The sequence below is a fragment of the Proluteimonas luteida genome (genome assembly GCF_021191695.1).
Lineage (GTDB): Bacteria > Pseudomonadota > Gammaproteobacteria > Xanthomonadales > Xanthomonadaceae > Luteimonas > Luteimonas luteida.
The window spans coordinates 23,704-49,462 of the sequence record NZ_JAIWPT010000020.1 but is presented as its reverse complement, the minus strand read 5'-3'; the positions used below and the strand labels follow the sequence as shown (position 1 = coordinate 49,462).

The following is a 25,759-nucleotide window of genomic DNA, read 5'->3' as shown; positions in this document are numbered from 1 at the left end:
CGGGCTCCTCAGGCGGCTTCGGCGTTGTTGTCGGACTTCTCGTCGGCGTTGCCGTCGGCGTCGTTGCCGCCGCTGCCTTCACCGTCCTCGTCGCGACGGCGACGCTCGCCTCGCTCGGGCTTGTCGCCCTTGTCGTCCTTGTTCTTCATGATCAGCGACTGCTCAGTGTCGGCCTCGTCGCGGCGGATCACCAGGTGGCGCAGGACCGCGTCGTTGAAGCGGAACGCTTCCACCAGGTCGTCGAGACCCTGCTGGCCGACTTCGATGTTGAACAGGACGTAGTGGGCCTTGACCAGGTTGTTGATCGGGTAGGCCAGCTGACGACGGCCCCAATCCTCGAGGCGGTGGATCTTGCCGCCGGCGCCTTCGATCAGCGACTTGTAGCGCTCGATCATCGCAGGCACCTGCTCGCTCTGGTCCGGATGGACCAGGAACACGACTTCGTAATGACGCATGTTGGTTTCCTTTCGGATATCGACCGCGCCGCGAGGCGGCGTCGGCCCGGATAGCCCCCCGGCACGGATTCGGCGCGGTGGAGCAAGGGCCTCCTGCGCACGAGGCGCAAGAGAGCCGGGTATTCTCCCAGACCGCACCTGCCTGCGCAAGCGGACGCGGCGTTCCGCGACACGCGCCGGTTCCGGACGGCCGCCGGGTGCGACATTCGGTCGCAGTCTCAGACTGCCGCGCGACATGATTGAATGTGCGCGGCGCCCGCCCGGCGCCTCTCCCTCTATATCGATGCGACACATCGATGCGCGTCGACGCGCCGCAACGCCACCTGCCCGGCGTCGAGGCGCTGATGCCCCACCCCAACGACTACCCGCCGCGACCGGCGGTCAGGACACCACCGGACCGTGCAGCCACGCCTTCCCTCGATGCCGCGACACGCCACCCGCTGCCGGGTGGCGATGCGCTCATTTGACGGTTTCCAGCGTGCGGCTGAACGCGAGCGCGGCCAGGGTGACGACGGCGCCCGACAGCAGGTAGTAGCCGACGTAGGCCAGGCCGAAGCTGCTGCACAGCCACAGCGCCACCAGCGGCGCGAAACCCGCGCCCAGCAGCCAGGCGATGTCCGAGGTCACCGCCGCGCCGGTGTAGCGGTAGATGCTCTCGAAGCGCGAGGCGATCGCGTTGCTCGCCTGCCCCAGCGACAGCCCCAGCAGCGCGAAGCCGATGACCACGTACGCGGTGCGTCCGCCGGTGGTGTCGCTGCCCAGCAGCGGCGCGGCGAAGAAGCTGAAGACCGCGATCAGCACCGCCGCGATGGCCAGCTGGCCGCGGCGGCCGATGCGGTCGGCCAGCAGGCCCGACAGCATGATGCCCAGGCCGCCGACGATCGCGCCGAGGAACAGGCTGCCCAGGTACTCCGACGGGCTGTGGTCGGTGAACAGCGTGGCCCAGCTCAGCGGGAAGATCGTGACCAGGTGGAACATCGCGTAGCTGGCCAGCGGGATCAGCGCGCCGACGAACACCTGCCGCGGATGGGTGCGGATGGTCTCGGTGATCCGGCGCGGCTGCAGCTCGCGGTCGTTGAACAGGTACTTGAACTCCGGCGTGATCACCAGGCGCAGCCGTGCGAACAGGGCGACGACGTTGAGCGCCAGCGCGACGAAGAAGGGGAAACGCCAGCCCCAGGCCAGGAAGTCCTCCGGGCTCAGCCAGCGGGTGAACACCAGGAACATGCCGCTGGCGAGCATGAAGCCCAGCGCGGCGCCGAGCTGCGGGACCATCGCGTACCAGCCGCGGCGGTTCGACGGCGCGCTGAGCGACAGCAGCGACGGCAGCCCGTCCCAGGCGCCGCCCAGCCCCAGGCCCTGGCCGAAGCGGAACACCGCCAGCAGCACCGGCGCCAGCATGCCCACCTGGGCGTAGCTGGGCAGGAAGGCGATGGCCATCGTCGAGCCGCACAGCAGGAACAGCGCGCCGATCAGCTTGGCCGCGCGGCTGAAGTTGCGGTCGACGGCCATGAAGATGATCGAGCCGATCGGGCGCGCGATGAAGGCCAGCGAGAAGATCGCGAAGGACTTGAGCGTCGCCTCCACCGGATCGCTGTCGGGGAAGAACAGGTACGGGAACACCAGTACCGACGCAATGCCGTAGACGAAGAAGTCGAAGAACTCGGACGTACGCCCCATCACCACCGGGAACGCGATCTTGCCGGGCGAGACCTCGATGTCGTCGTTTTCCGGCGCTTCGTCCAGGCCGGTCGTGGCTTGCTGTGCGATTCCACTCATCTGCGCGCGCTCTCCGGGGTCGTTTGGATGGATAATGTGCACCGCATTGTGAACCCGAAACGGGTCCGGCAGGCAAGGTGCGCAGCAGCAAGGCCCGAAAGCCTGCGACAGCCCCACGCTAGCGCTCCGCGCGTGTCTTTTCCGTCAAGCCCTTTCCCTCCGTTGTGCATCTCTCCATGAAATCCATCCTCCGTGCCTTCGCGCTGCTCTCGGTCGCCCTGATCCTGTCGGGCTGCGACTGGGTCGTCATGCGGCCTTCCGGCGACATCGCCGTCCAGCAGCGCGACCTGATCGTGGTCTCGACCGTGCTGATGCTGCTGATCATCGTGCCGGTGGTCTTCCTGACGTTCTTCTTCGCCTGGAAGTACCGCGCCTCCAACCGCGAGGCCGAGTACCTGCCCGACTGGCACCACTCCACCCGCCTGGAGCTGGTCATCTGGCTGGCGCCGCTGGCGATCATCATCGTGCTGGGCACGATCACCTGGATCACCACCCACAAGCTCGACCCCTACCGCCCGCTCGACCGGATCGACGCCACGCGCCCGGTGCCGGACGACGTCGAGCCGCTGGTCGTGGAAGTTGTCGCGCTGGACTGGAAGTGGATGTTCCTCTACCCCGAGCAGGGCATCGCCACGATCAACGAGCTGGCCGCGCCGGTCGACACGCCGATCCAGTTCAAGATCACCTCGGCGTCGATGATGAACTCGTTCTTCATCCCCGCGCTGGCCGGCCAGATCTACGCCATGGCCGGCATGGAGACCAAGCTGCACGCGGTCATCAACAAGGAAGGCGTGTACAAGGGCTTCTCGGCCAACTACAGCGGCGACGGCTTTTCGCACATGCGCTTCGACTTCCACGGCATGAGCCGGCAGGATTTCGACGCCTGGGTCGCCACGGTCCGCGAGGGCGAACCGCTCGACCGCGCCGGCTACCTGGAGATCGAGAAGCCGTCCGAACGCGAGCCGGTGCGCCATTTCGGCAGCGTCGACGCCGACCTCTACGACGCGATCCTCAACATGTGCGTCGCGCCGGACGCGATGTGCATCCACGAGATGATGCACATCGACATGAGCGGCGGCGGCGGCGTCGACAGCCGCGGCAACCTCGACCGCCTGCGCTACGACAACCGCCATGCCGACGAGCCGATCGAGGCGCCGGGCGCGACCTTCCCCGACAGCGGCCGCGAGGCCCGGGGCGACGACGAGCCGCAGGGCCACCAGCCGCGCGCCGCCGACCCCGGCGACGCCGCGCCGCAGCCGACGCCCGACAGCGATCTCGACAGCGAGGGCGCGACCCCGCGCACCCCGGACCAGGCACCGACCTCGCAGGGCGCACCTGCGGAGCCGGACGGGGACAGCGGCCCCTAAGGCCACTGATCCTCCACCCCGTCGCAACGAAAACCAGTACCAGGCAGGAACCCCATGTCCGTATCCCAGGACCAGCTCAATTCACCAGTCTTCGGGCGCCTGTCGCTCGACGGCCTGGCCTTCCTTCACGACCCCATCGTGGGCGCCACCTTCGCCGGCGTCGTCCTCGGCGGCATCGCGGTGCTCGTGCTGCTGTTCAAGTACCGCCTGTGGGGCTACCTGTGGAAGGAGTGGTTCACCAGCATCGACCACAAGAAGATCGGCATCATGTACTGCGTGCTGGCGCTGGTGATGCTGCTGCGCGGCTTCGCCGACGCGGTGATGATGCGCCTGCACCAGGCCATGGCCTCGGGTGGCGGCGAGGGCTACCTCAACGCCCACCACTACGACCAGATCTTCACCGCGCACGGCGTGATCATGATCTTCTTCGTGGCCATGCCGCTGGTCACCGGCCTGATGAACTACGTGGTGCCGCTGCAGATCGGCGCGCGCGACGTGGCGTTCCCGTTCCTCAACAACTTCAGCTTCTGGATGACCGCCGCGGGCGCGGTGCTGATCATGATCTCGCTGTTCGTCGGCGAGTTCGCGCGCACCGGCTGGCTGGCCTATCCACCGCTGTCGGGCGCCGACTACAGTCCGGGCGTCGGCGTGGACTACTACCTGTGGGGTCTGCAGGTCGCGGGCGTGGGCACGACGCTGTCGGGCATCAACCTGATCGTGACCATCGTGAAGATGCGCGCGCCGGGCATGGGCCTGATGCGCATGCCGATCTTCACCTGGACCTCGCTGTGCACCAACATCCTGATCGTGGCGACGTTCCCGATCCTGACCGCGACGCTGGCACTGCTGACGATGGACCGCTACGTCGGCACCAACTTCTTCACGAACGACCTCGGCGGCAACCCGATGATGTACGTGAACCTGATCTGGATCTGGGGCCACCCGGAGGTCTACATCCTGGTGCTGCCCGCCTTCGGCATCTTCTCCGAGGTCGTGGCGACCTACTGCGGCAAGCGCCTGTTCGGCTACACATCGATGGTCTATGCCACCGCGGTGATCACCATCCTGTCCTACATCGTGTGGCTGCACCACTTCTTCACGATGGGCTCGGGCGCCAGCGTCAACGCGTTCTTCGGCATCACAACGATGATCATCTCGATCCCGACGGGCGCGAAGATCTTCAACTGGCTGTTCACCATGTACAAGGGACGCATCCGCTTCGACGTCCCGATGCTGTGGACGATCGGTTTCATGTTCACCTTCGTCATCGGCGGCATGACCGGCGTGCTGCTGGCGGTGCCGCCGGCCGACTTCGTGCTGCACAACAGCCTGTTCCTGGTCGCGCACTTCCACAACACCATCATCGGCGGCGTGGTGTTCGGCCTGTTCGCCGGCATGGTGTACTGGTTCCCGAAGGCGTTCGGCTTCAAGCTCAACGAGTTCTGGGGCAAGGTCTCGTTCTGGTGCTGGCTGTCGGGCTTCTGGCTGGCGTTCACCCCGCTCTACATCATGGGCCTGATGGGCGTGACCCGCCGCCTGAGCCAGTTCGAGGACACCTCGCTGCACTGGTTCTTCGTGGTCGCCGCGATCGGCGCGGCGCTGGTCGCCTGCGGCATCGCCTCGTTCATCTGGTCGATCATCGTCAGCATCCGCGACCGCAAGGCGCTGCGCGACACCACCGGCGACCCGTGGAACGGCCACACGCTGGAATGGGCCACTTCCTCGCCGCCGCCGGCCTACAACTTCGCCTTCACCCCGGTGGTGCACGAGGTCGACGCCTGGACCGACATGAAGCGCCACGGCTACAAGCGGCCGCTGTCGGGCTTCGTGCCGATCCACATGCCCAAGAACACCGGCGCGGGCGTGGTCCTGGCGGCGATCAGCGTCGTCCTGGGCTTCGCCCTGATCTGGCACATCTGGTGGCTGGCGGCGGTGTCGTTCGTCGGCCTGATCGCCGCCACGATCATCCACACCTTCAACTACGACCGCGACTTCCACATCCCGGCCGAGGAAGTGAAGGAAACCGAGGAACAACGCACGCGTGAACTCGCGCAGCAGGCGCTCTGACATGGCACATACGATCCCCAACTCCACCTTCGACACCAGCGAACGCGTCTACCACGTCGTCGAGGATCCGCACGCGCACGACGACGGGCACGAGCATCATCCGGAAACCGGCACCAACCTCGGGTTCTGGATGTACCTGATGAGCGACTGCCTGATCTTCGCGGTGCTGTTCGCCGTCTACGCCGTGGTCGGCCGCAACTACGCGGCCGGTCCCTCGCCGGCCGACCTGTTCGACCTGAAGCTGATCCTGGTCGCGACGTTCATGCTGCTGTTCTCGTCGATCACCTACGGCTTCGCGATGCTGAACTCCTACAGGAACAAGGTCGGCGGCACGATCGCCTGGCTGCTGGTCACCGGCGTGTTCGGCCTGGCGTTCCTGGGCATCGAGATCTACGAGTTCCAGCACCTGGCCCACCTGGGTGCCACGCCGCAGCGCAGCGCGTTCCTGTCGGCATTCTTCACCCTGGTCGGCACCCACGGCCTGCACGTCACCTTCGGCCTGGTCTGGCTGGTGACGCTGGTGTTCCAGCTGAAGAAGCACGGCCTCAACGCCGCCAACAACCGTCGCCTGATGTGCCTGTCGATGTTCTGGCACTTCCTCGACGTGATCTGGATCGGCGTGTTCTCGTATGTCTATCTGATGGGAGTGGTGGGATGAGCACCGACGTCAACAACCACGCGCACGACCCGGCGCACGTGCACGACCAGGCCGGCCACGGCAGCATGCGCGACTACGTGATCGGCTTCGTGCTGTCGGTGATCCTGACCGTGATCCCCTTCTGGCTGGTCATGGGCGACGTGCTCGAGAGCCGCGTCTGGACCGTCGCCCTGATCATGCTCTTCGGTGCCGTGCAGATCATCGTGCACATGGTCTACTTCCTGCACATGAACCGGAAGTCCGAAGGCGGCTGGGTGCTGATGTCGCTGGTGTTCACCGTGATCGTCATCGTCATCGCGCTGGTCGGCTCGCTGTGGGTCATGCACCACCTCAACAGCAACATGATGCCGGTCTCGCCCGAGCAGATGCGGATCGCGCCCTGACCGACCCACTCCGCACCATGGCCTCCCCCCCTGCCCCCGCACGCCCGGCCCGACGCTGGGCGTTGCTGGTTTTCCTGTTCGCCGCGACCGCCGGTTTCGTCGCGCTGGGCGTCTGGCAGGTGGAGCGGCTGGGCTGGAAGCGCGACCTGATCGCGCGCGTCGACGCGCGGGTGCACGCCGCGCCGGTCGCGGTGCCGGCGTCCACGCAATGGGCCGGCGTCGATGTCGCCAGCGACGAATATCGCCGCGTGACCCTGCGCGGCCGGCTGCTGCATTCGCAGGAAGTGCCGGTGTACGCCTCGACCGAACGCGGGCCCGGCTACTGGATCATGACGCCGATGGCGACCGCCGACGGCACGGTCTGGGTCAACCGCGGCTACGTCGACAACGCCCACCGCGCGCGTGACAGCCGGGCGCGGGTCAGCGAGGCGGACGAGGTCGAGGTGACCGGGCTGCTGCGGCTGCCGGAACGCGCAGGCCTGTTCCTGCGCGACAACGTGCCGGCCGAGGACCGCTGGTACGTGCGCGCACCGGACGAGATGGCCGCCGCGCGCGAGGTGCCGCAGCCGGTCGCGCCGTTCTTCATCGACGCCCAGCCCGCACCGGGCGACGCCAACTGGCCTGTGCCCGGCCTGACCGTCGTCCAGTTCCGCGACAACCATCTCAGCTACGCGATCACCTGGTTCGGCATGGCGATGCTGACGCTGCTGGGGATCGTGCTGGTGGTGCGCAGCGAGTTCCGGGGGCGCGGGCGCGCCTGAGCGGCCGGAGCCGGTCGTCCGGACCGGTACGACGTCCCGCGCCGCTCCCGGCCTGCCGATGCAGGGTCATCGCGCGGGACGCTGGCGCGCCCAAATCCGGCGATCGGGACGACGCCTGCCTTGCGACCGCGCCGGAGTCGTGGGTCGATCAGGCCCTGCGCGCCAGCCACTTCCGCGCCATGCGCCGCAGCGAGGGATCGTAGTCCGCGCCGCCGGCGATGTCGGCGACCGGGCGCCAGGCCAGTGCGTGGGATTCCTCGCTGACGACGAAGGTCTCGTCGTCGCCGGCATGCACGACATGGCGCACGTCGTAGTGCCAGTGCGCGGGCACGCCCTTGTGCCCGGGAATCCAGTGGCGGTCGAGGTCGAAGATCGCGGGATCGACGCGCACCCCCTGCAACCCGGTTTCCTCCTCCGTCTCGCGCAGCGCGACCCGCGCCAGGTCGCGGTCGCCATCGGCATGGCCGCCAGGCTGCAGCCACAGGCCGAGCTTGCGGTGATGGGTCAGCAGGGTCCGCTGCCCGTCGGCGCTGACCACCAGGGCCGACGCGGTGAAGTGCCCGGCCAGGCGCGCGCGCAGGAACGGGTCCTCGTGGTCCTCCAGCAATGCCGAGAACAGCGCGACCACGTCCGCTTCCTCCGGGAAACGCGCCGCGTAGCCGGAAAACCCCTCCGCCAGCACGGCGGTAAGGGTCCGGGCTTCGCACGCGGGACTATCGGCGGCGGACACGCCGGCAAAACGATCGGACATCGGCTGCTGCACTGCACTGCGGCGGGCCCGGCAGCATCGGCGCTTCGTGCCCGCGGCACAACGTCGAAACCGTTGCTTGTGCCGGAACGCAGCGTTTGGCAAGGTAGGGCGGTTACGCATCGGCCGCCAAGTGCGCAGGCACGGCGCCGGACCATCCGCAGCGGCATCGCCAGCAACCGGGGAACCAGATGTTCAAGAACCTGATGATCACCAAGCCGATCGGCGCGCAACCGCACGTGGATGCGGGCGAACCCGTCGAGGGCAGCCTGTCCGGCGAAGTCAGCTTCAAGCGCACGCTGACCGCCAAGCACCTGGTGATGCTGGGGCTGGGGGCGGTGATCGGCGCGGGCATCTTCGTCATCACCGGCACGGCCGCGGCCAACCACGCCGGCCCGGCGATCATGCTGAGCTTCGTCATCGCCGGTTTCGCCTGTGCGATGGCCGGCCTGTGCTATGCCGAGTTCGCGGCGATGATCCCCGCCTCGGGCAGCGCCTACAGCTACACCTACGCGACCCTGGGCGAGGCGCTGGCCTGGTTCGTGGGCTGGAGCCTGGTACTCGAATACCTGTTCGCCGCCTCCACCGTCGCCGTGGGCTGGTCCGGCTACACGGTCAGCTTCCTGGAGAGTTTCGGCGTGCACCTGCCCGCGGCGCTGACCCAGGCGCCGATCAACTTCTGTACCCACGAGGCCGCGCAGGCGGGCGTCTGCGAGTTCGGCCGGTTCGTCACCACCGGCGCGCTGTTCAACCTGCCGGCGGTACTGATCATCGGCGCCGTCGGCGTCCTGTGCTACGTGGGCATCACCCAGTCGGCGACCGCCAACGCGATCATCGTCTCGATCAAGGTGCTGGTGATCCTGCTGCTGCTCGCCTTCGGCGCGCAGTACGTCAACGTCGACAACTGGCTGCCGTTCATCCCCGAGAACCAGGGCGGCGACCGCTTCGGCTGGGAGGGCGTGTTCCGCGGCGCGTCGATCGTGTTCTTCGCCTACATCGGCTTCGACGCGGTCTCCACCGCGGCGCAGGAGGTCAAGAATCCGCAGCGCGACATGCCGATCGGCATCCTCGGCTCGCTGGCGCTGTGCACGCTGATCTACATCGCCGTCTCGGCGGTGCTGACCGGCATGGTGCCCTACACCGTGCTCGGCACCGCCAAGCCTGTCGCCACCGCGCTGGAGGCGTATCCGAGCCTGCTGTGGCTCAAGACCCTGGTCGAGATCGGCGCCATCGCCGGCCTGACCACGGTCATCCTGGTCATGCTGATGGGCCAGCCGCGCATCTTCTACTCGATGTCGCAGGACGGCCTGCTGCCGCGCTTCTTCGGCACGGTGCACAAGCGCTTCCGTACCCCGCACAAGGGGACCGTGCTGGTCGCCCTGATCGCCGCGGTGATGGCGGCCTTCCTGCCGATCCAGCTGCTCGGCGACGTGGTGTCGATGGGCACGCTGGTCGCCTTCGCCACGGTGTGCCTGGGCGTGATGGTGCTGCGCCGGACCCAGCCGGGCCTGCATCGCCCGTTCCGGGTGCCTGCGGTCTACGTCGTCGGCACGCTGGGCGTACTGGCCTGCCTGGGCCTGGTGGCCATCATGCCGGTGCTGAACTGGATCGTGCTGCTGTGCTGGACGCTCATCGGCTTCACCATCTATTTCCTGTACGGCTACCGGCACAGCAAGCTGCGCCAGCAGCGCTGACCCGCCCGTCCGCACGGCCCGCCCTTCCGCGGGCCGTGTGCATTGCGTCCCGGCCTTCCGGCCCACTCCGATGACCACCACCGCATGACCGCCACCGCCAAGAAGATCGGTCCCGTGCTGGCGACCTTCGTCGTCGCCAACAACATGATCGGCTCGGGATTCTTCCTGCTGCCGGCCTCGCTGGCCAAGGTCGGCGGCGTCACCGCCTTCGCCTGGCTGCTGGGCACGATCCTGGCGGTCGCGCTGGGCGGCGCATTCGCCCGGCTCGCCCGCCAATACCCGGACCTGACCTCGCCCGACGACTACATCCGCCCCGCCCTCGGCCGCGACATGGGATTCCTGGCGACGACGATGTACTGGCTGTCGTCGTGGATCGGCAACAACGCGATCGCCGTCGCCGCGTTCGGCTACCTGGTGATCCTGCTGCCGGTCGACGACAGCGGCGGCGTGCGGCTGGCCGGGCAGATCGTGCTGCTGTGGCTGATGTTCGCGCTGAACCTGCTGGGCCCGCGTTCGATCGCACGCTTCCAGTCGATGTGCGTGGTGTTCGGGCTGATGCCGGTGGCCGCGGTGCTGATCGCCGGCTGGGGCAGCTTCGACCCGGACGTCTATCGCGCCAGCTGGAACGTCACCGACCGGTCCGACGTCGCCGTGGTGTTCACTTCGCTGGCGCCGGTGTTCTGGGCCTTCGTCGGCCTGGAAACCGGCGCGATGGTCGCCGGCGTGGTCCGCAACCCGGACCGCAACGTGCCGATCGCGACCCTCGGCGGCATCCTGATCGCCGGCATCATCTACCTGGTGTCGTCGGTGCTGATGATGGGTATCGTGCCGGCCGCGCAGATGGCCGCCTCGAGCGCGCCGTTCGCGCTGGTCGCGGGGCAGATGTTCGGCGCCTGGGCGATCCCGGCGATCGCCGCGGCCGCCGCGCTGAAAGCCACCGGCACGCTCGGCGGCTGGATGCTGGTGACCGGCGAGTCCGGTGCGCGCGCTGCGCAGCGCGGTTTCCTGCCACCGATCTTCGGACGCCTGCGCGCCAACGGCTCGGCCGGCTGGGGGCTGTTCATCGTCGTGCTGTCGATGACGGCGATCGCGGTCCTGACCCAGGCGCCGACCGTCGGCGAGCAGTTCGGCACCATCATCGAGATGGCGGTGACGCTGGTGGTCATGGCCTATGCGGCGGCCGGCCTGAGCCTGCTGCTGGGCACCGCGACGCGACGCCCCACCGGCAGCGACCGCGCGCTGGGCATGGGCGCACTGGTCGCCTGCGGCCTGCTGGCGTGGTCGACCGACAGCGACATCCTGATCGGCGCGATCATCGTCGCGTTGCTGGCCTGGGCCGCCTATCGCGGCTTTTCGCGCCGCGGCAAAGCGGCATGACGCGCGACGACGGCTACTGGTTCCCCGCCAAGTCCTTCGGCTGGGGCTGGGGACCGCCGCGGCGCTGGCAGGGCTGGCTGACCCTGGCCGTCTACGTGCTCGCGCTGGTGGCGCTGTCCATCGCCGTGCCGCCCACCGCCAGGCCCGCACTGTTCACCGGCGGCGTGCTGCTCGCCACGGCGCTGCTGGTACTGGTCTGCCTGCTGAAGGGCGAACCGCCGCACTGGCGCTGGCGGCGCTGATCACCGGGCGATGTCCACGACGCCCGGCAGCGGCGCGCGCTAAACTCGCCACATGAGTGCCTCCACGCCCCCGCCCTACGACGTCCACCGCCTGCGCGAGCTGGCCGGCGAACTGATCGTCAACATCCGCGAGCTGGCCCAGGCCGGCTGGACGCCCGCGACCAGCAGCAACTTCTCGCGCCGCCTCGACGACCACCACGCCGCGATCACCGTCTCCGGCCGCGACAAGGGCCGGCTGCACGAGGAGGACATCATGGTCGTCGACTTCGACGGCCGCGCCGTCGGCAGCGACCTGCGCCCGTCGGCGGAAACCCTGCTGCACACCCAGCTCTACCGGCGTTTTCCCGACGTCGGCTGCATCCTGCATACCCATTCGCCGAACCAGACCGTCGCCTCGCGCTTCTGGGCCGGGGCGGGCCACGTGCGGCTGGCCGGCTACGAGCTGCTGAAGGCCTTCAGCGGCAACAGCACCCACGAGACCGCGATCGACGTGCCGGTGCTGCCCAACAGCCAGGACATGACGACGCTGGCGGCGCAGGTCGACGTGCTGCTGGAGCAGGGCCCGATGTGGGGCTACCTGATCGACGGTCATGGACTCTACGCCTGGGGCCGCGACATGGCCGAGGCGCGGCGCCACCTCGAGGCCTTCGACTTCCTGCTGCACTGCGAACTGGAACTGCGCAAGCTCGGCGCCACGCTCTGAGAGGCTGAGACTCATTCGCCCGCCGACTGCGACCGCCGCCGAACGCCCGTGGCGGCGGCGCGCTACGGCGTTCGATCGACTCACAACCTCTGAGCGCTTGCCTGCCGTTCCGGCGCCGCCTGCGTCGCACCACTGGAACACCTGCGTTCCGCTGCGATCAACGTTCCGCCCCGACACGCCTGCTAGGCTGGCGTTCCCACGTCCTCACGAGCCTGCTGCCATGAGCCGCCTGCGTATTTTCGACGACACCGCACCCGACACGCCGCTGCTGGACACCCGCGACGGCGACGAGATCGCCCGCGAGCTGGCGAAGATCGGCGCGACCTTCGAACGCTGGCAGGCGAGCCGCCCGATCGAGGCCGGTGCGACCCCGGAGGAAGTGCTGGCCGCCTACAAGCCCGACATCGACCGGATCAGCGCCGAGCGCGGGTTCAATACCGTCGACGTCATCAGCATCGCGCCCGACAACCCCAAGCGCGACGAGCTGCGGAAGAAGTTCCTCGACGAGCACTACCACAAGGAGGACGAGGTCCGCTTCTTCGTCGATGGCGCCGGCCTGTTCACCCTGCATGTCGACAACAAGGTCTACGAGATCGAGTGCGTCAAGGACGACCTGATCGGCGTGCCCGACGGCATCACCCACTGGTTCGACATGGGCAGCGAACCGCGTTTCGTCGCGATCCGCTTCTTCGAACAGCCCGACGGCTGGATCGGCCATTTCACCGGCTCGGACATCGCGCAGAAATTCCCGCGCTACGAGCCCGGCGCCCGCGACTGAGAGACCGGGAGCGGCTGGCGCGCGCCTGCGGCGCCGACAACGTTACGCCCGCCGGCGGGACACGGACCCGACCTTGCCGCGCTCCGGCGCGGCCCGGGTCGAACGCCGCGGCAGATGGCATCATGCCGCGTCCGTTTCCCCGAGGTTTCCGACCCGATGATCCTCACCGATATCGAAGGCACCGTCAGCAGCATCTCGTTCGTCAGGGACGTGCTGTTCCCCTATGCCCGCCGTGCGCTGCCCGGTTTCATCGCCGCGCATGGCGACGAGCCCGAGGTACGCCGCTGGCTCGACGCCGCGGCGATCGAGGCCGGCGGCATCTGCCAGGATGCGGTGATCGTCGAGACCCTGCAGGGCTGGATCGACGCCGACCGCAAGTTCGCGCCGCTCAAGGCGCTGCAAGGCATGATCTGGCAGGCCGGTTACCGCGACGCGGATTTCAAGGCGCCGATCTATCCCGACGCCGCCGACGCGCTGCGTCGCTGGCATGCCGAAGGCCAGCGCCTGGCGGTGTATTCGTCCGGCTCGGTGCCGGCACAGCAACTGTTCTTCGGGCACAGCGATGCCGGCGACCTGACCGGGCTGTTCTCGGCCTGGTTCGATACCGAGGTCGGCGGCAAGCGCGAGGCGCTCAGCTACGGCCGCATCGCCGAAGCGCTGGGACACTCGCCGGCCGAGATCCTGTTCCTGTCCGACGTCGTCGCCGAACTCGATGCCGCGCGCGACGCGGGCATGCGCACGGTGCTGGTCGACCGCCTCGACGACTATCCCGAGCCGCGTACCGGCGCGGCGGCGAACGGACATGTGCGGGTGACCGGCTTCGACCAGATCGCAATCGATCCGATCGCGCCCGCTGGCGGCGCGCCCGGCCTGCACGCGCCGGAGCGCTGACATGTCGGCCGTACGGGGCCGTGCCGTTCCCCCGCGCCGCAGCAGGTTGCGCGCATTGCCGGGGTGGCTGGCGCTGCTGTTCGTCTGCTCCGCGTTCGCTACGCCCGCGGAGCCGGCACCGGCCACCGCAGATGTCGGTGTGGACGTGGACACCGTCGTCGACGCGCTGGCGAGGCGCGACCGGGCACTGATCGACGACACCATCGCCGCGATGCGCCCGGCAACACCGGGCCAACCGGCGCTCTACGTCGTCGGCGTCGCCGGCGACGGCAGCGAGGACGTGTTCCGCAACGAGGTGCACTTCCTTGCGGAGCATGTCGCGCCGCGGCTCGGCGCCGAAGCACGCGCCCTGGCCCTGGTCAATCATCCCGACAGCCTCGACGAGGCGCCGCGGCCGCTGGCGACGACCGCGAACCTGCGCCACGCGCTGTCGGCGATCGCCGCGCGCATGACCCCGGCCGACGACGTGCTGCTGCTCTACCTCACGATGCACGGCACCGACACCCACGAGCTCATCGTGCACTTTCCGCCGCTGGTCGAGGAGGCGATCACCCCGGCCCAGCTGCGCGCCGCGCTCGACGACGCCGGCATCGTCAACCGCGTGCTGGTGATCTCGGCCTGCTATTCGGGCGGCTTCGTCCCCGCGCTGCGCGACCCGGACACGCTGGTCATCACCGCCGCGCGCGCCGATCGTCCCTCGTTCGGCTGCGGCGCCGAATCCACGATCACCTTCTTCGGCCACGCCTGGCTGCTGGACGGGCTCAATGCCGACACGGACTTCATCGCCGCCTTCGGACTGGCGCAACGCACGATCAAACAGCAGGAGCGCAAGCGCCGCTTCCAGCGCTCGATGCCGCGCATCGACATCGGCGAACGCATCGCGCCGCGGCTGGCGCAGCTGCAGGCCGCCATGCCCGAGACGCCGCCGGCGGTGTATCCGTATCCGTTGATGCCTTGAGGCAGGGGCCAGGGGCCAGGGGCCAGGGGCCAGGGGCCAGGGGCCAGGGAAAAGCATCGCTTTTCCGCCGTTCCGAGCAACGCGAGGGACCTGCTTCGCCGACTGGAAGTGCCGTCCAAGCCGTGCCCCCCCGTACTTCCACGCCGAAAACGAGATTGATTCCCGTTCCATCACCGGGGAAACAGGCTGGCTACAATCGCCCCGCGCCGCCAGCCAGCCATCGCAAGCCAGCAAGCGCATCGACCGCCCGCCAGCCGCGCGCCCGCCAGCCGGTCATCTGCGTCGACCCCGGAAAACCCGCCAGCGTGCGGGTTTTTTGTGTTTCATCACCCAAGTCCGGGAAAGACGCGCGCCTTGCGTAGGTCGGCCCCACGCGGCCGACGCGCGTGGTGTCCGGGTTTGCGAGATGCCGGGAGTCCCGGCGTCGGGGGCGTTGCCCCGACCTGCGACAGGTGAATCCCGGAAATCGGAGAAGAGCCTTTTTTGTGGCCTGTCCTCCATGGCGGCCACCCTCCGGGCCATCGCTGACGCGATGTCAAAACCCGTTCCAGACGGTTTTTTGTGGCCGCCACTCCACGAGCCATCGCTGCTGGCGCGATGTGGAAAACCGCGCCAGGCGGTTTTCTTGATTCGCCCTGCATGGGGCACGCAACACATTCCGCTGCAGATGGTTTTTCGGACGCGGGTCGGCTTTCTACCCCGGCGGGACCATCCGCGGCGATCGGACGTGGCGGGTCAAGACCCGCCCTGCCGGGGACGCCGGGCAAGCCCGGCTCTGCAGGCATCAGTCTTCGAACATATCGAGCCGGTAGTCGATCGACGCCTGCTGCGGCGCGCCGGCATCGTCGAAGGCGCGGACCTCGACCCGGTGCATGCCGGGCGCGAGACCGGTCGCCAGCGCACCGCGCCACAGGTGCTGCGAGGGCTCGGCCTCGGGGGAACGGTCGCGGCCGCGCAGCGTCTCGCTGAGGTCGTCGCGCGCGTTCTCCAGCACCAGCCGCGGGTCCGCACGCAGCACGCGCTGCATCGGCTGCCAGTCGCCGTCGTCGATGCGGTACTCCACGCGCGTGCCGGCATGGCCCATGTAGACGTTCGCGTAGACGCCCCACGCCGGATAGGCGCCCTGGCGCAGCACCTTCGGCGCGTGCAGCGCCATGGCCGGCGTCAGCGCGGGGTCGTCGACAGGCACCCGCGCCGGTTGCCAGGCGAGCCGGTAGCGGCCGTCGCCGGCGATGTGCAACCGTGCGAATCCGTTCGGCGTGCCATCGGCCATCGTCGCATCGGGAATGCCGTCGGCATCCGGCGCCCCGCTCCAGAACGCACCGCTCGCCGCGCCGACGTTGTACTCGTGCAGCGGGGTGGCGCCCTGCCAACCGTTGGCGGCGTCGTGGAACACCTGCTGCTGGGTATGGCGATGCCCGGTCAGCAGCAGCACTTGCGGGAAGTCCCGCAGCACCGCGAACAACCGCGCGCGATCGTCGCCGCGCACGGTCGCCGGCCGGCCGGCATCGGCGGTGTCGAACCACGGGATGTGCGCGGCGACGACCAGCAGGCGATCACGTGGCGCCGAGGCGAGGTAGCGCCCGATGAATGCGAACTGGTCCTCGCGCAGGCCGCCGATGTAGGCCGGCCGCTGCCCGGCCCGGTAGATGACGTTGTCGAGCATCAGGAACGTCGCCTGCGGCTCTTCCCAGGCGTAGGTGTCGGGACCGTAGGCAGCGCGCCAGGACGCGGTCGAGCCGTGGTCGTCGCGCGCGTCGAAGTCCAGGTCATGGTTGCCCGGCACATGCAGCCACGGCGTGTGCAGGCGCGCGGTCGCGGCGTTGATCGCCGGATACAGCGACGGATCGTCGTTGGTGACGTCGCCGAGCGTCAGCCCGAGCCGCGCAGGACCGCTGCGCGCCGCGGCCGTGACGATGGCGCGGTCGTAGTAGCCGACTTCGGCCGCGCTGGTGGTCTGGGGATCGCTGAACACCAGCACGTCGAGCCCCGCGCCGGCGTCGTCTGCCGGCAACAGGGCGAAATCGCAATCGACGCCCTGCATGCCCGGCGCGCGCCAGAATGCGGGCAGCGCGCCGTCGCGCGGCAGGGTGTGGCCGGCCGGCTTGACGACGAACACCGGTGCGTCGCCGCCGGACAGCCCCCGGTAGCGCCCCTGGGCATCGGTCTCGACGATCCGCACGCCATCGGAGACGCGGACGCCCGCCAGTCCCGGCTCGCCGGCACCCTGGCGCCCGTCGGCGTCGCGGTCGGCGAAGACGCGGCCCGCGTCGCAGGCCTGTGCCAGCGGCGCGGCGGCGGCGACCGCGGCGGCAAGCACCATGCCCGGCCAACTGCGATGGAATGACGGCATGCCCGAGCTCCGATCCGGTGAACCGCGCGGCCGGCCGGCCGCGCGGGAAACGGCAATTATGCCCGCAGGTGCTTTCGCGCGGCCGCTGGTCTACCCTGCCTGCGTTCGCTGAATCGAAGGATCGGCCGCCATCTGGCGGAAATTGCGGGCAACGGGGCTTGTACGCATGCGGGAGTGGCGGAAATCATCTGGCCTGTGGCGCTGGCTGCTGCTTGCATGCCTGCTGTGCCCGGCGCTGGCTGCGGCGCAGGTCGTCGAACTTGCACCCGGGCTGGACAGCCAGCCGCTATCGCCGCACATCCAGTACTGGCACGACACCGGCGCCGCCGACACGCCCGCCGACGCCTGGCAACGCGTCGACACGCACATGTTCGCGCCCCTGCCCGACGGCAACGCCACGTTCGGCTTCCAGCGCGGCGCGTTCTGGTTCCATGTCCGCGTCGTCAACCACAACCCGGCAGAAACCCGCTGGCTGCTGGTACAGGAGTATCCGCTCAGCGACGTCGTCGACGTCCACGTGCGCTATGCCGACGGCCACGTCGTCCACCTGGCCGGCGGCGACCACCGTCCGTTCTCGGCGCGCAGCGTGCGCTATCGCCATCCCAATTTCCGCATCGAGCTGCCGCTGGGCCAGCCGGTCGACCTGCTGGTCCGGGTCGAGAGCCAGAGCTCGATGCAGGTGCCGCTGCAGCTCTACACGCAGAAGGCCTTCACCGAGGTCTCGCGCGATGCGCAGCTGGCGATCGGCCTGTACTACGGCATCCTGCTGGCGCTGTTCTTCTACAACCTGGTGCTGTGGCTGTCGCTGCGCGACGCCAGCTATTTCTGGTATCTGTGCCACATCAGCGCGTTCGGGCTGGTGCTGTTCACCCTCAACGGGCTGGGCTTCGAGTACCTGTGGCCGGGTTCGTCGTGGCTGGCCGACCATTCGGTGCCGATCTCGATCTGCCTGGCACTGGTGGCGATGCTGCAGTTCTCGCGCACCTTCCTCGAGCTGCCCCGCCGCTGGCCGCGCGGCAACCGGCTGCTGCTCGCGCTGATGGCGTTCTTCATCCTGTTCGCGATCGCGTCGCTGTGGCTGCCACTGCGGGTGTCGACCCCGGTCGCGTCGCGTGCGGTGCTGGCCGGGGTGATCGGCATCGTCATCGCCACCATCGTGGTGCTGCGCGGCGGCTACGCGCCGGCACGACTGCTGTTGCTGGCCTGGTCGATGTTCCTGCTCGGCACCGCGGCCTTCACCCTGCTGGCGTTCGGCGTGCTGCCGAAGAACTTCGCCACCGAATACGGCGTGCAGATCGGCTCGGCGCTGGAGATGCTGCTGCTGTCGATCGCGCTCGGGCACCGCTATGCGGCGCTGCGCAACGAGAACCAGCGCATCGTGCACGACGCCAACGCGCGCCTGGAACGCAAGGTCGCGCAGCGGACCCAGGAAGTGCGCAGCGCGCTGGTACGCCTGGAGGAGGCGCACGCACGACTGCGCGACTCGAGCCGCCGCGACGGCCTGACCGGGCTGTACAACCGCACCTGGTTCCAGGAGGCGTTCGGCAGGATGGCCGGACAGGCGCACGACAGCGGGCGACCGCTGTCGCTGATGATGATCGACCTCGACCATTTCAAGGCGATCAACGACGCCCACGGGCACCTGGCCGGCGACGAGTGCCTGCGCTGGGCCGCGCGCCATATCGGCCGCACGCTGCGCGTGCACGATGCGCTGCTGGCGCGCTTCGGCGGCGAGGAGTTCGTGGTCGCCCTGCCCGGACAGGCGCTCGCGGCCGCGATCGAGACCGCCGAATCGGTACGGATCGCGTTGACCCGGGAACCCTGCCTCTGCGACGGCGTCGAGATCCGGATCACGGCCAGCATCGGCGTCTGCCAGATCGACACCGGGTCGATCGATGCCATCGACGACGCGCTCGTCTGCGCCGACCGCGCGCTCTACGATGCCAAGGCCAACGGGCGCGACCGGGTCTGCGCCACCAATGCCGGCCGCAGCCGTTGATTGCGGAGCCACACGCGTCGGCCGCGCGGGACCGGCCTGCGCAAGATCAGGCGGCCTAACGTTCGCGCTCGCGCAGCTTCGCCTCCAGCGCGTCCAGCCCCAGCCCGCGCGCGCGCAGCAGCACCAGCAGATGGTAGGCCAGGTCGGCGGCCTCGCCCAGCAGCGCGTCGTCGTCCTCGGCGACCGCCGCCAGCGCGGTTTCCACGCCCTCCTCGCCGACCTTCTGCGCGATGCGGCGCACGCCGCTGTCGAACAGCCGGGTCGTGTAGCTGCCCGCCGGAAGCGCGCGCGCACGCGCGGCCACGGTCAGTGCGAGATCGGCCAGCGTGCTGCCCGGCGCGTCCGCGAAACAGCTGCTCCGCTGCAGGTGGCAGGTCGGGCCGTTCGGCCGTGCCAGCACCAGCAGGCTGTCGCTGTCGCAGTCGCCCCGCACCGAGACCAGGTCGAGGAAATGCCCGGACGTTTCGCCCTTGGTCCACAGCCGCTGCCGGCTGCGGCTGAAGAACGTGACCCGGCCGCTGCGCCGGGTCTCGGCCAGTGCCGCGCGGTCCATGTAGCCGAGCATCAGCACCCGCAGCGTGTCGGCGTCCTGCACGATCGCCGGCAGCAGGCCGTCGCCCTTGGCCCAGTCCAGCGTCTGCGTATCGATGGTCGTATCGGTCATGCGGTTCTCTGCAGGGCGCAGCGTGCTGCGCTGCCTTTTCGGAAAGGATCCAGCCAGGCAGGCCCGGAATGACACGGCACCGGCCTACGGTCAGACATCGCGCACCTCGATGCCGCGCGCCTTCAGCTCGCGCTTGAGATCGGGGATCGCGATCGCGCCGCTGTGGAACACGCTGGCCGCCAGCGCGCCGTCGACATCGGCCTCGGCGAATGCCTCGGCGAAGTGCTCGGCCGTGCCGGCGCCGCCGGAGGCGATCAGCGGTACGCCGCAGACCGCGCGCGCGGCCTTGAGCTGGACGATGTCGTAGCCGCGGCGCACGCCGTCGCTGTCCATGCAGTTGAGCACGATCTCGCCGGCGCCGCGGCGCTGCGCCTCGACGATCCAGTCGAGCGTGCGCACCGGCAGTTCGCGGGTGCGGTCCGGATCGCCGGTGTGGCTGCGCACGCGCCATTGCCCGTCGGCCTCGCGGATCGAATCGATGCCGACGACCACGCACTGCACGCCGAAGGCCTCGGCCAGTTCGCCGATCAGCGCCGGCCGCTCCAGCGCCGGGGTGTTGATCGAGATCTTGTCGGCGCCCGCGTGCAGCACCGCGCGCGCGGTGTCGACGTCGCGGATGCCGCCGGCGACGCAGAACGGGATGTCGATCAGCCGCGAGACCCGGGTGACCCAGTCGCGGTCGACCGAGCGGCCCTCGGGGCTGGCGCCGATGTCGTAGAACACCAGCTCGTCGGCGCCTTCGTCGCGGTAGCGCAGCGCCAGGTCGACGATGTCGCCCATGTCGACGTGGTCGCGGAAGCGCACGCCCTTGACCACGCGGCCGTCGCGCACGTCGAGGCAGGGAATGATGCGCCGGCTCAGCATGCGACCGCCTCGGCCACCGACAGGCGGCCTTCGAGCAGCGCACGCCCGAGCACGATGCCGGCGCAGCCCTGCGCGCGCGCCGCGAGCACATCGTCGAGGTCGCGCACGCCACCCGATGCCTGCAGCCGCACGCCGGGCACCAGCGCGCGCAGGTGCGCGTACAGCGCGAGGTTGGGCCCCGACAGCATGCCGTCGCGGGCGATGTCGGTGCTCAGCAGGTGGCGCAGGCCGCCGGCGGCATAGCGGCGGGCGAAGACGTCGAGGGTCTCGTCGGCGGTCTCGGTCCAGCCGTGCACCGGCAGGCGCCAGACGCCGCCGCGGTCGCAGCGCGTGTCCAGCGCCACGGTGATGCGCTCGGGGCCGAAGGCATCGATCCAGTCCAGCACCAGCGCGCTGTCGCGCACCGCCAGCGAGCCGATGACCACGCGCGCCGCGCCGGCATCGAGGATCCGCGCGACATCGTCGTGCGAGCGCACGCCGCCGCCGGTCTGCACCTGCAGCCCGGTGGTCGCGCGGATACGCGCCAGCAGCGGCGCCAGCGTGTAGCCGCCGGCGCGTGCGGCGTCGAGATCGACCAGGTGCAGCCAGCGCGCGCCGGCCGCCGCATAGGCCTGGATCTGCGCCAGCGGATCGTCGCCGTAGCGCGTCTCCTGGCCGTAGTCGCCCTGCGCCAGCCGCACGACGCGGCCGTTGCGGATGTCGATCGCGGGATACGCGGTGAAGGTGTGCGCGACGGTGTTCATGGCGTGGGGCCTGCGGCGAAATCCGGCGACAGGAAGTTGCGCAGCAGCCGTGCGCCGACCCGGCCCGAACGCTCGGGATGGAACTGGGTGCCGGCGACCAGGCCGCGCTGCACCACCGCGGCGAACGGCGCGCCGTGGTCGCAGGCGAGGATGCAGTCGGCGGTCACCGGCGCGGCATAGCTGTGCACGAAGTAGGCGCGGTCGCCGGGGCCGATGCCCTCGACCAGCGGACTCGAGCGCACCTTGCGCATCGTGTTCCAGCCCATGTGCGGCACCCGCAGCGCCGGCGTGCCGGCCAGCCGCACCACCCGCCCGGGCAGCAGCCCGAGCGCGTCGATGTTGCCCTCCTCCGAGCGCGAGAACAGCAGCTGCATGCCGACGCAGATGCCCAGCAGCGGCACCTGCAATGTGCGCAGCGTGTCGACCAGGTCCAGTTCACGCAGCCGCGCCATGACCTGCACCGCGGTGCCGACGCCCGGCAGGACCACGCGCTCGGCGGCGCGGATGCTGGCCGCGTCGGTGACCAGCGCGGCGTCGACGCCGAGCCGGTCGAAGGCGTAGCGCACCGAACCGGTGTTGGCACCGCCGGCATCGACGATCACCACGCGCATGGCGGCACCTCCCTGTCGACAAGGAAGCCCCGGCGGTCCAGGCCAGTGCCGGACTCGGTAGGAGCGGCCCATGGCCGCGATGCGGCTCTCGCACGGGCCGGCGCAAAGCCATCGCGGCCAGGGGCCGCTCCTACGGAGAAACGAACCGGCAAGAATCCGCCCGGCGCAACGACGACACCCATCACAGCGCCCCCTTGGTGCTCGGCAGCGCATGTCCGTCGCGCCGGATCGCTTGGCGCAGCGCACGCGCGAAGGCCTTGAAGCTGCCCTCGACCTTGTGGTGGTCGTTGTCGCCGTCGACCTTGAGGTTGAGGTTCAGGCCCGCCGCGTCGCACAGCGAACGGAAGAAGTGCGCGACCAGTTCGGTCGGCATGTCGCCGACGCGCTCGCGGACGAAGCTGCCCTCGAACACCAAGTAGGGACGCCCGCCGAAATCCAGCGCGGCGCTGGCCAGGGTCTCGTCCATCGGCAGGGTGAACCCGTAGCGGCCGATGCCGCGCTTGTCGCCCAGCGCCTCGCGCAGCGCCTGCCCCAGCGCGATGCCGACGTCCTCGATGGTGTGGTGCTCGTCGATGTGCAGGTCGCCGTCGGCCTGCACCGTCAGCGCGAAGCCGCCGTGCTTGCCGATCTGGTCGAGCATGTGGTCGAAGAACGGCAGCCCGGTGGACACCCGCGCATCGGCGCTCGCGTCGAGATCGACCTCGATGCGGATCCGCGTCTCCTTCGTGTTGCGCACGACCACCGCGCGGCGCGGCGCATCGGCCAGTTCGTGGGCGATGCCGGCCCAGTCCCAGTCGCCGCCGAACTGCGCGGTGCGCAACTTGAAGCCGCGGATGCCGAGGTTGTCGGCGAACTGCAGGTCGGTGTCGCGGTCGCCGACCATCGCCGAGCGGTCGAGGTCGATGCCGCGGTCGCGCAGGTAGTGCATCACCAGCCCGAGTCCCGGCTTGCGGGTCGGCGCGTTGTCGGCCGGCCAGCTGCAGTCGACCAGCACCTCGCGGAACACGATGCCCTGGCTGGCGAAGATCTGCAGCATCAGGTCGTTGGGGCCGTCGAAACTGGCGCGCGGATAGCTGTCGCTGCCGAGGCCGTCCTGGTTGGTGACGATAACGAACTCGAAACCGGCATCGCGCAGCTTCAGCAGCGCCGGGATCACCCCGGGCACGAAACGCAGCTTGTCGAAGGCGTCGATCTGGAAATCGTCCGGCTCCTCGATCAGGGTGCCGTCGCGGTCGACGAACAGGATCGGGGTCCCCCTGCTCATGCCACGGCCTCCAGCGATTGCAGCGCCGCCACCACCGCGGCGTTCTGCGCGGGCGTGCCGATGCTGATGCGCAACGCATCGCCCAGTTGCGGCGCGGCGCGCTGGTCGCGCACCACGATGCCCGCCGCCAGCAGCGCGGCGAAGGCGTGCTCGGCGTCGTGGAAGCGCACCAGCAGGAAATTGCCCTGCGACGGATACACCCGGGCGACGGTCGGCAGCGCCGCGAGTGCGCGGGCCAGCGCCTCGCGTTCACGGATTGCGGTGTCGACGCGCTCGCGGGTCGCCGCGAGCGCCGCATCGGTCAGGCCGTCGAGCGCCTGGCGCGCGCACGGCGCCGGCACCGGATACGGCGCCTGGCAGCGGCGCAGCACCGCGATCAGCGCCGGGTCGCCGATCGCCACGCCGATCCGCGCCGCGGCCAGCGCATGCGCCTTCGACAGCGTGCGCAGCACGACCAGGTTGTCGAGACCGTCCAGCAGCATCGTCGCCGACGGCAGCGACGAGAACTCGCCGTAGGCCTCGTCGACGACCACGACCGCCTGTCCGCGCAGGCGCCGGGCCAGCACCATGATCTCGGCCAGCGGCACGTCGCCGCCGGTCGGGTTCGACGGCGAGCACAGGAACACCACCCGCGCGTTGCGCGCCAGCGCGGTCGCCGCGACCGCGTCGATGTCGACGGAAAACCCGCCGCCGTCCTCGACCAGCGGCACCTCGACCAGCGGCGCACCCTGCAGCCGCGCACTGACCGCGTACATGCCGAACACCGGCGGCGTCGCCAGGACCGCGTCGCGGCCGGGCACGCACAGCGCGCGCACCAGCAGGTCGATCGCCTCGTCGCTGCCGCGGCCGATTAGCAGGCGCGCGGGCGCGACGCCGTACAGCGCGGCCAGGCGCTGGCGCAGCGCCTCGGGCTGCGGCTCGGGATAGCGCCGGCACAGCGCGTCGGGATCGCCCGGATTGGCCCATGCCGACTCGTTGGCGTTGAGCCAGATCTCGCCGGTCAGGCCGGTGGTGCGCGCCGAGGCGTAGCCGGCGAACGCGCGCAGATCGTCGCGGACCAGGTCCAGCACGGAAGCAGGCACGACTGCGCTCATGTCGACGCCCGCAGCAGGCGCAGCGTCACCGCGTTGGCGTGCGCGCCCAGCCCCTCGGCCCCGGCCAGGGTGACCGCGTCCGGGCCGATGGCGAGGATGCCGTCGCGGCTGGCGGCCTGCACGCTGACGAAGTTCTGAAAACTGGCCACACTGACGCCGCTCCACGCATGCGCCGCGCCACCGGTCGGCAGCACATGGTTGGTACCGCTGCAGTAGTCGCCGAGCGCCTCGGGGGTCCAGTCGCCGAGGAACACCGAGCCGGCGGCCTCGACCCGGTCGAGCCAGTCGCGCGGCGCGCGCAGCGCGAGGATCAGGTGTTCGGGCGCATAGCGGTTGCTGATCTCGAACGCGACATCGAGCGACGGCACCCGGATCAGCCGCGAGCGCGCCAGCGCCTGGCGGGCGATGCCGGCGCGCGGCAGCGCGGCCAGCTGGCGCACCAGCTCCGCGCCGACACCGGCCAGCAGCGCATCGTCGTCGGACAGCAGCAGCACCTGCGAATCGGGGCCGTGCTCGGCCTGCGACAGCAGGTCGGCGGCGACGAACGCGGCATCGGCGCCGGCATCGGCGATCACCAGCACCTCCGACGGTCCGGCCGGCATGTCGATGGCGACCGTGCCCGACTGCGCGACCTGCTGCTTGGCTTCGGTGACGAAGCCGTTGCCCGGGCCGAACAGCTTGGCGCAGGCCGGCACGCTGCCGGTGCCGAACGCCATCGCCGCGATCGCCTGCGCGCCGCCGAGCTTGAACACCCGGTGCACGCCGGTTAGGGCGGCGGCCACCAGCACCGACGGGTCGGCACTGCCGTCGGCACGCGGCGGCGTGCACAGCACGACTTCCGCGCAGCCGGCCAACCGCGCCGGCACGCCGAGCATCAGCGCGGTCGACGGCAACGGCGCGCTGCCGGCCGGCACGTACAGGCCGACGCGCCGGATCGGGCGCACGACGCGCTCGCAGCGCACGCCCGGCGCGGTGTCGACGCTGTAGCCGGCGGCCATGCCGGCGGCGTGGAACCGGGTGATGCGCTCGGCGGCAGCCTGCATCGCCGCGCGCAGTTCGGCGGACACGGCGGCCTCGGCCGCGGCGAATTCGTCGGCACCGACCTCGAAATCCGCCAGCGCCACGCCGTCGAAGCGTTCGGTCAGTTCGCGCAGCGCGGCATCGCCCCGGCTGCGCACCGCGTCGAGCACCGCGGCGACGGCGGCACGGGTCTGCGCGGCGACGACCTGGGTCGGACGGCGCAGCGCCTCGTCCCGCGCGGCGGCATCGAGCGCGGCCCAGTCGAGCGGCGCGATTTCGAGCGCGG

General features: G+C 69.9%; 24 protein-coding genes. 13 read left to right on the top strand and 11 right to left on the bottom strand.

The window, feature by feature from the left end; translation table 11 throughout:
* Positions 1-8 precede the first annotated feature (8 nt).
* Together rpsF and LDO26_RS15585 are read right to left on the bottom strand one after the other, a co-directional pair.
* Entirely contained in the window at positions 9-455 is a 447-nt protein-coding gene (rpsF, locus tag LDO26_RS15590; protein WP_232132017.1) for a 30S ribosomal protein S6, read from the bottom strand.
* Positions 456-914: 459 nt separating this feature from the next.
* Complete coding sequence (locus LDO26_RS15585) at positions 915-2,234, bottom strand: MFS transporter (protein WP_232132016.1); 1,320 nt, start codon at positions 2,232-2,234, stop codon at positions 915-917.
* A 176-nt stretch (positions 2,235-2,410) separates the two neighbouring features.
* On the opposite strand from LDO26_RS15585, the gene cyoA reads away from it, so the two are divergent.
* The 5 genes from cyoA to LDO26_RS15560 all read left to right on the top strand — a co-directional run bounded on the left by cyoA (position 2,411) and on the right by LDO26_RS15560 (position 7,470).
* Positions 2,411-3,601: a ubiquinol oxidase subunit II gene (cyoA, locus tag LDO26_RS15580; RefSeq protein ID WP_232132015.1), complete on the top strand. Its 1,191-nt coding sequence runs from the start codon at positions 2,411-2,413 to the stop codon at positions 3,599-3,601.
* A 54-nt stretch (positions 3,602-3,655) separates the two neighbouring features.
* Positions 3,656-5,668: a cytochrome o ubiquinol oxidase subunit I gene (gene cyoB, locus LDO26_RS15575; protein WP_232132014.1), complete on the top strand. Its 2,013-nt coding sequence runs from the start codon at positions 3,656-3,658 to the stop codon at positions 5,666-5,668.
* 1 nt (position 5,669) lies between these two features.
* Positions 5,670-6,326 carry a cytochrome o ubiquinol oxidase subunit III gene (gene cyoC / locus LDO26_RS15570; RefSeq protein ID WP_255682274.1) on the top strand — a complete coding sequence of 219 codons (657 nt, stop codon included), beginning with the start codon at positions 5,670-5,672 and terminating at the stop codon, positions 6,324-6,326.
* Entirely contained in the window at positions 6,323-6,709 is a 387-nt protein-coding gene (gene cyoD / locus LDO26_RS15565; protein ID WP_232132013.1) for a cytochrome o ubiquinol oxidase subunit IV, read from the top strand. Before cyoC ends, cyoD begins: the two co-directional genes overlap by 4 nt.
* A 62-nt stretch (positions 6,710-6,771) precedes the next feature.
* A complete protein-coding gene (locus LDO26_RS15560) occupies positions 6,772-7,470 on the top strand; it encodes an SURF1 family protein (RefSeq protein ID WP_232132012.1) in 699 nt (232 codons plus the stop codon).
* 148 nt (positions 7,471-7,618) lie between these two features.
* On the opposite strand, the gene LDO26_RS15555 is transcribed toward LDO26_RS15560, so the two are convergent.
* Positions 7,619-8,200 (bottom strand): NUDIX hydrolase, encoded by a 582-nt coding sequence (locus tag LDO26_RS15555; RefSeq protein ID WP_435594108.1) that lies wholly within the window; start codon positions 8,198-8,200, stop codon positions 7,619-7,621.
* Positions 8,201-8,409: 209 nt separating this feature from the next.
* Here LDO26_RS15555 and LDO26_RS15550 point away from each other — a divergent pair, with 209 nt between their 5' ends.
* The 7 genes from LDO26_RS15550 to LDO26_RS15520 all read left to right on the top strand — a co-directional run bounded on the left by LDO26_RS15550 (position 8,410) and on the right by LDO26_RS15520 (position 14,861).
* Positions 8,410-9,912, top strand: coding sequence for an amino acid permease (locus LDO26_RS15550; RefSeq protein ID WP_232132010.1), 1,503 nt, complete (start codon positions 8,410-8,412; stop codon positions 9,910-9,912).
* 84 nt (positions 9,913-9,996) lie between these two features.
* A complete protein-coding gene (locus tag LDO26_RS15545; RefSeq protein WP_232132009.1) occupies positions 9,997-11,289 on the top strand; it encodes an amino acid permease in 1,293 nt (430 codons plus the stop codon).
* Complete coding sequence (locus tag LDO26_RS15540) at positions 11,286-11,531, top strand: hypothetical protein (RefSeq protein ID WP_232132008.1); 246 nt, start codon at positions 11,286-11,288, stop codon at positions 11,529-11,531. Before LDO26_RS15545 ends, LDO26_RS15540 begins: the two co-directional genes overlap by 4 nt.
* A 52-nt stretch (positions 11,532-11,583) precedes the next feature.
* Entirely contained in the window at positions 11,584-12,234 is a 651-nt protein-coding gene (locus tag LDO26_RS15535; RefSeq protein ID WP_232132007.1) for a methylthioribulose 1-phosphate dehydratase, read from the top strand.
* A 220-nt stretch (positions 12,235-12,454) separates the two neighbouring features.
* Positions 12,455-13,012: a 1,2-dihydroxy-3-keto-5-methylthiopentene dioxygenase gene (locus LDO26_RS15530; RefSeq protein ID WP_232132006.1), complete on the top strand. Its 558-nt coding sequence runs from the start codon at positions 12,455-12,457 to the stop codon at positions 13,010-13,012.
* Positions 13,013-13,168: 156 nt separating this feature from the next.
* On the top strand, positions 13,169-13,903 hold the full coding sequence (gene mtnC, locus LDO26_RS15525) for an acireductone synthase (protein ID WP_232132005.1): 735 nt from the start codon (positions 13,169-13,171) through the stop codon (positions 13,901-13,903).
* Position 13,904: 1 nt separating this feature from the next.
* The gene (locus tag LDO26_RS15520) at positions 13,905-14,861 is read left to right on the top strand and encodes a C13 family peptidase (protein WP_232132004.1); all 957 of its coding nucleotides are present in this window, start codon (positions 13,905-13,907) and stop codon (positions 14,859-14,861) included.
* Positions 14,862-15,645: 784 nt separating this feature from the next.
* Here the strand turns inward: LDO26_RS15520 and LDO26_RS15515 are convergent.
* On the bottom strand, positions 15,646-17,214 hold the full coding sequence (locus LDO26_RS15515; RefSeq protein ID WP_232132003.1) for a calcineurin-like phosphoesterase C-terminal domain-containing protein: 1,569 nt from the start codon (positions 17,212-17,214) through the stop codon (positions 15,646-15,648).
* 166 nt (positions 17,215-17,380) lie between these two features.
* Between LDO26_RS15515 and LDO26_RS15510 the strand changes: the two genes are divergently transcribed.
* Complete coding sequence (locus LDO26_RS15510; protein ID WP_232132002.1) at positions 17,381-19,213, top strand: sensor domain-containing diguanylate cyclase; 1,833 nt, start codon at positions 17,381-17,383, stop codon at positions 19,211-19,213.
* Between the two features lie 55 nt (positions 19,214-19,268).
* Here LDO26_RS15510 and hisIE read toward each other — a convergent pair whose 3' ends face one another.
* From hisIE to hisD, 7 genes are all read right to left on the bottom strand, one after another.
* Positions 19,269-19,877 (bottom strand): bifunctional phosphoribosyl-AMP cyclohydrolase/phosphoribosyl-ATP diphosphatase HisIE, encoded by a 609-nt coding sequence (gene hisIE, locus LDO26_RS15505; protein ID WP_232132001.1) that lies wholly within the window; start codon positions 19,875-19,877, stop codon positions 19,269-19,271.
* Between the two features lie 90 nt (positions 19,878-19,967).
* Positions 19,968-20,741, bottom strand: a complete 774-nt coding sequence (gene hisF, locus LDO26_RS15500; protein WP_232132000.1) for an imidazole glycerol phosphate synthase subunit HisF — start codon at positions 20,739-20,741, stop codon at positions 19,968-19,970.
* Positions 20,735-21,484 (bottom strand): 1-(5-phosphoribosyl)-5-[(5-phosphoribosylamino)methylideneamino]imidazole-4-carboxamide isomerase, encoded by a 750-nt coding sequence (hisA, locus tag LDO26_RS15495; protein WP_232131999.1) that lies wholly within the window; start codon positions 21,482-21,484, stop codon positions 20,735-20,737. The genes hisF and hisA overlap by 7 nt, the downstream gene beginning before the upstream one ends.
* Positions 21,481-22,095 carry an imidazole glycerol phosphate synthase subunit HisH gene (hisH, locus tag LDO26_RS15490; protein WP_232131998.1) on the bottom strand — a complete coding sequence of 205 codons (615 nt, stop codon included), beginning with the start codon at positions 22,093-22,095 and terminating at the stop codon, positions 21,481-21,483. Before hisH ends, hisA begins: the two co-directional genes overlap by 4 nt.
* Before the next feature lie 181 nt (positions 22,096-22,276).
* Complete coding sequence (gene hisB / locus LDO26_RS15485; RefSeq protein ID WP_232131997.1) at positions 22,277-23,359, bottom strand: bifunctional histidinol-phosphatase/imidazoleglycerol-phosphate dehydratase HisB; 1,083 nt, start codon at positions 23,357-23,359, stop codon at positions 22,277-22,279.
* Positions 23,356-24,453, bottom strand: a complete 1,098-nt coding sequence (hisC, locus tag LDO26_RS15480; RefSeq protein ID WP_232131996.1) for a histidinol-phosphate transaminase — start codon at positions 24,451-24,453, stop codon at positions 23,356-23,358. The genes hisB and hisC overlap by 4 nt, the downstream gene beginning before the upstream one ends.
* Positions 24,450-25,748, bottom strand: a complete 1,299-nt coding sequence (gene hisD / locus LDO26_RS15475; protein WP_232132035.1) for a histidinol dehydrogenase — start codon at positions 25,746-25,748, stop codon at positions 24,450-24,452. The genes hisC and hisD overlap by 4 nt, the downstream gene beginning before the upstream one ends.
* Positions 25,749-25,759 lie beyond the last annotated feature (11 nt).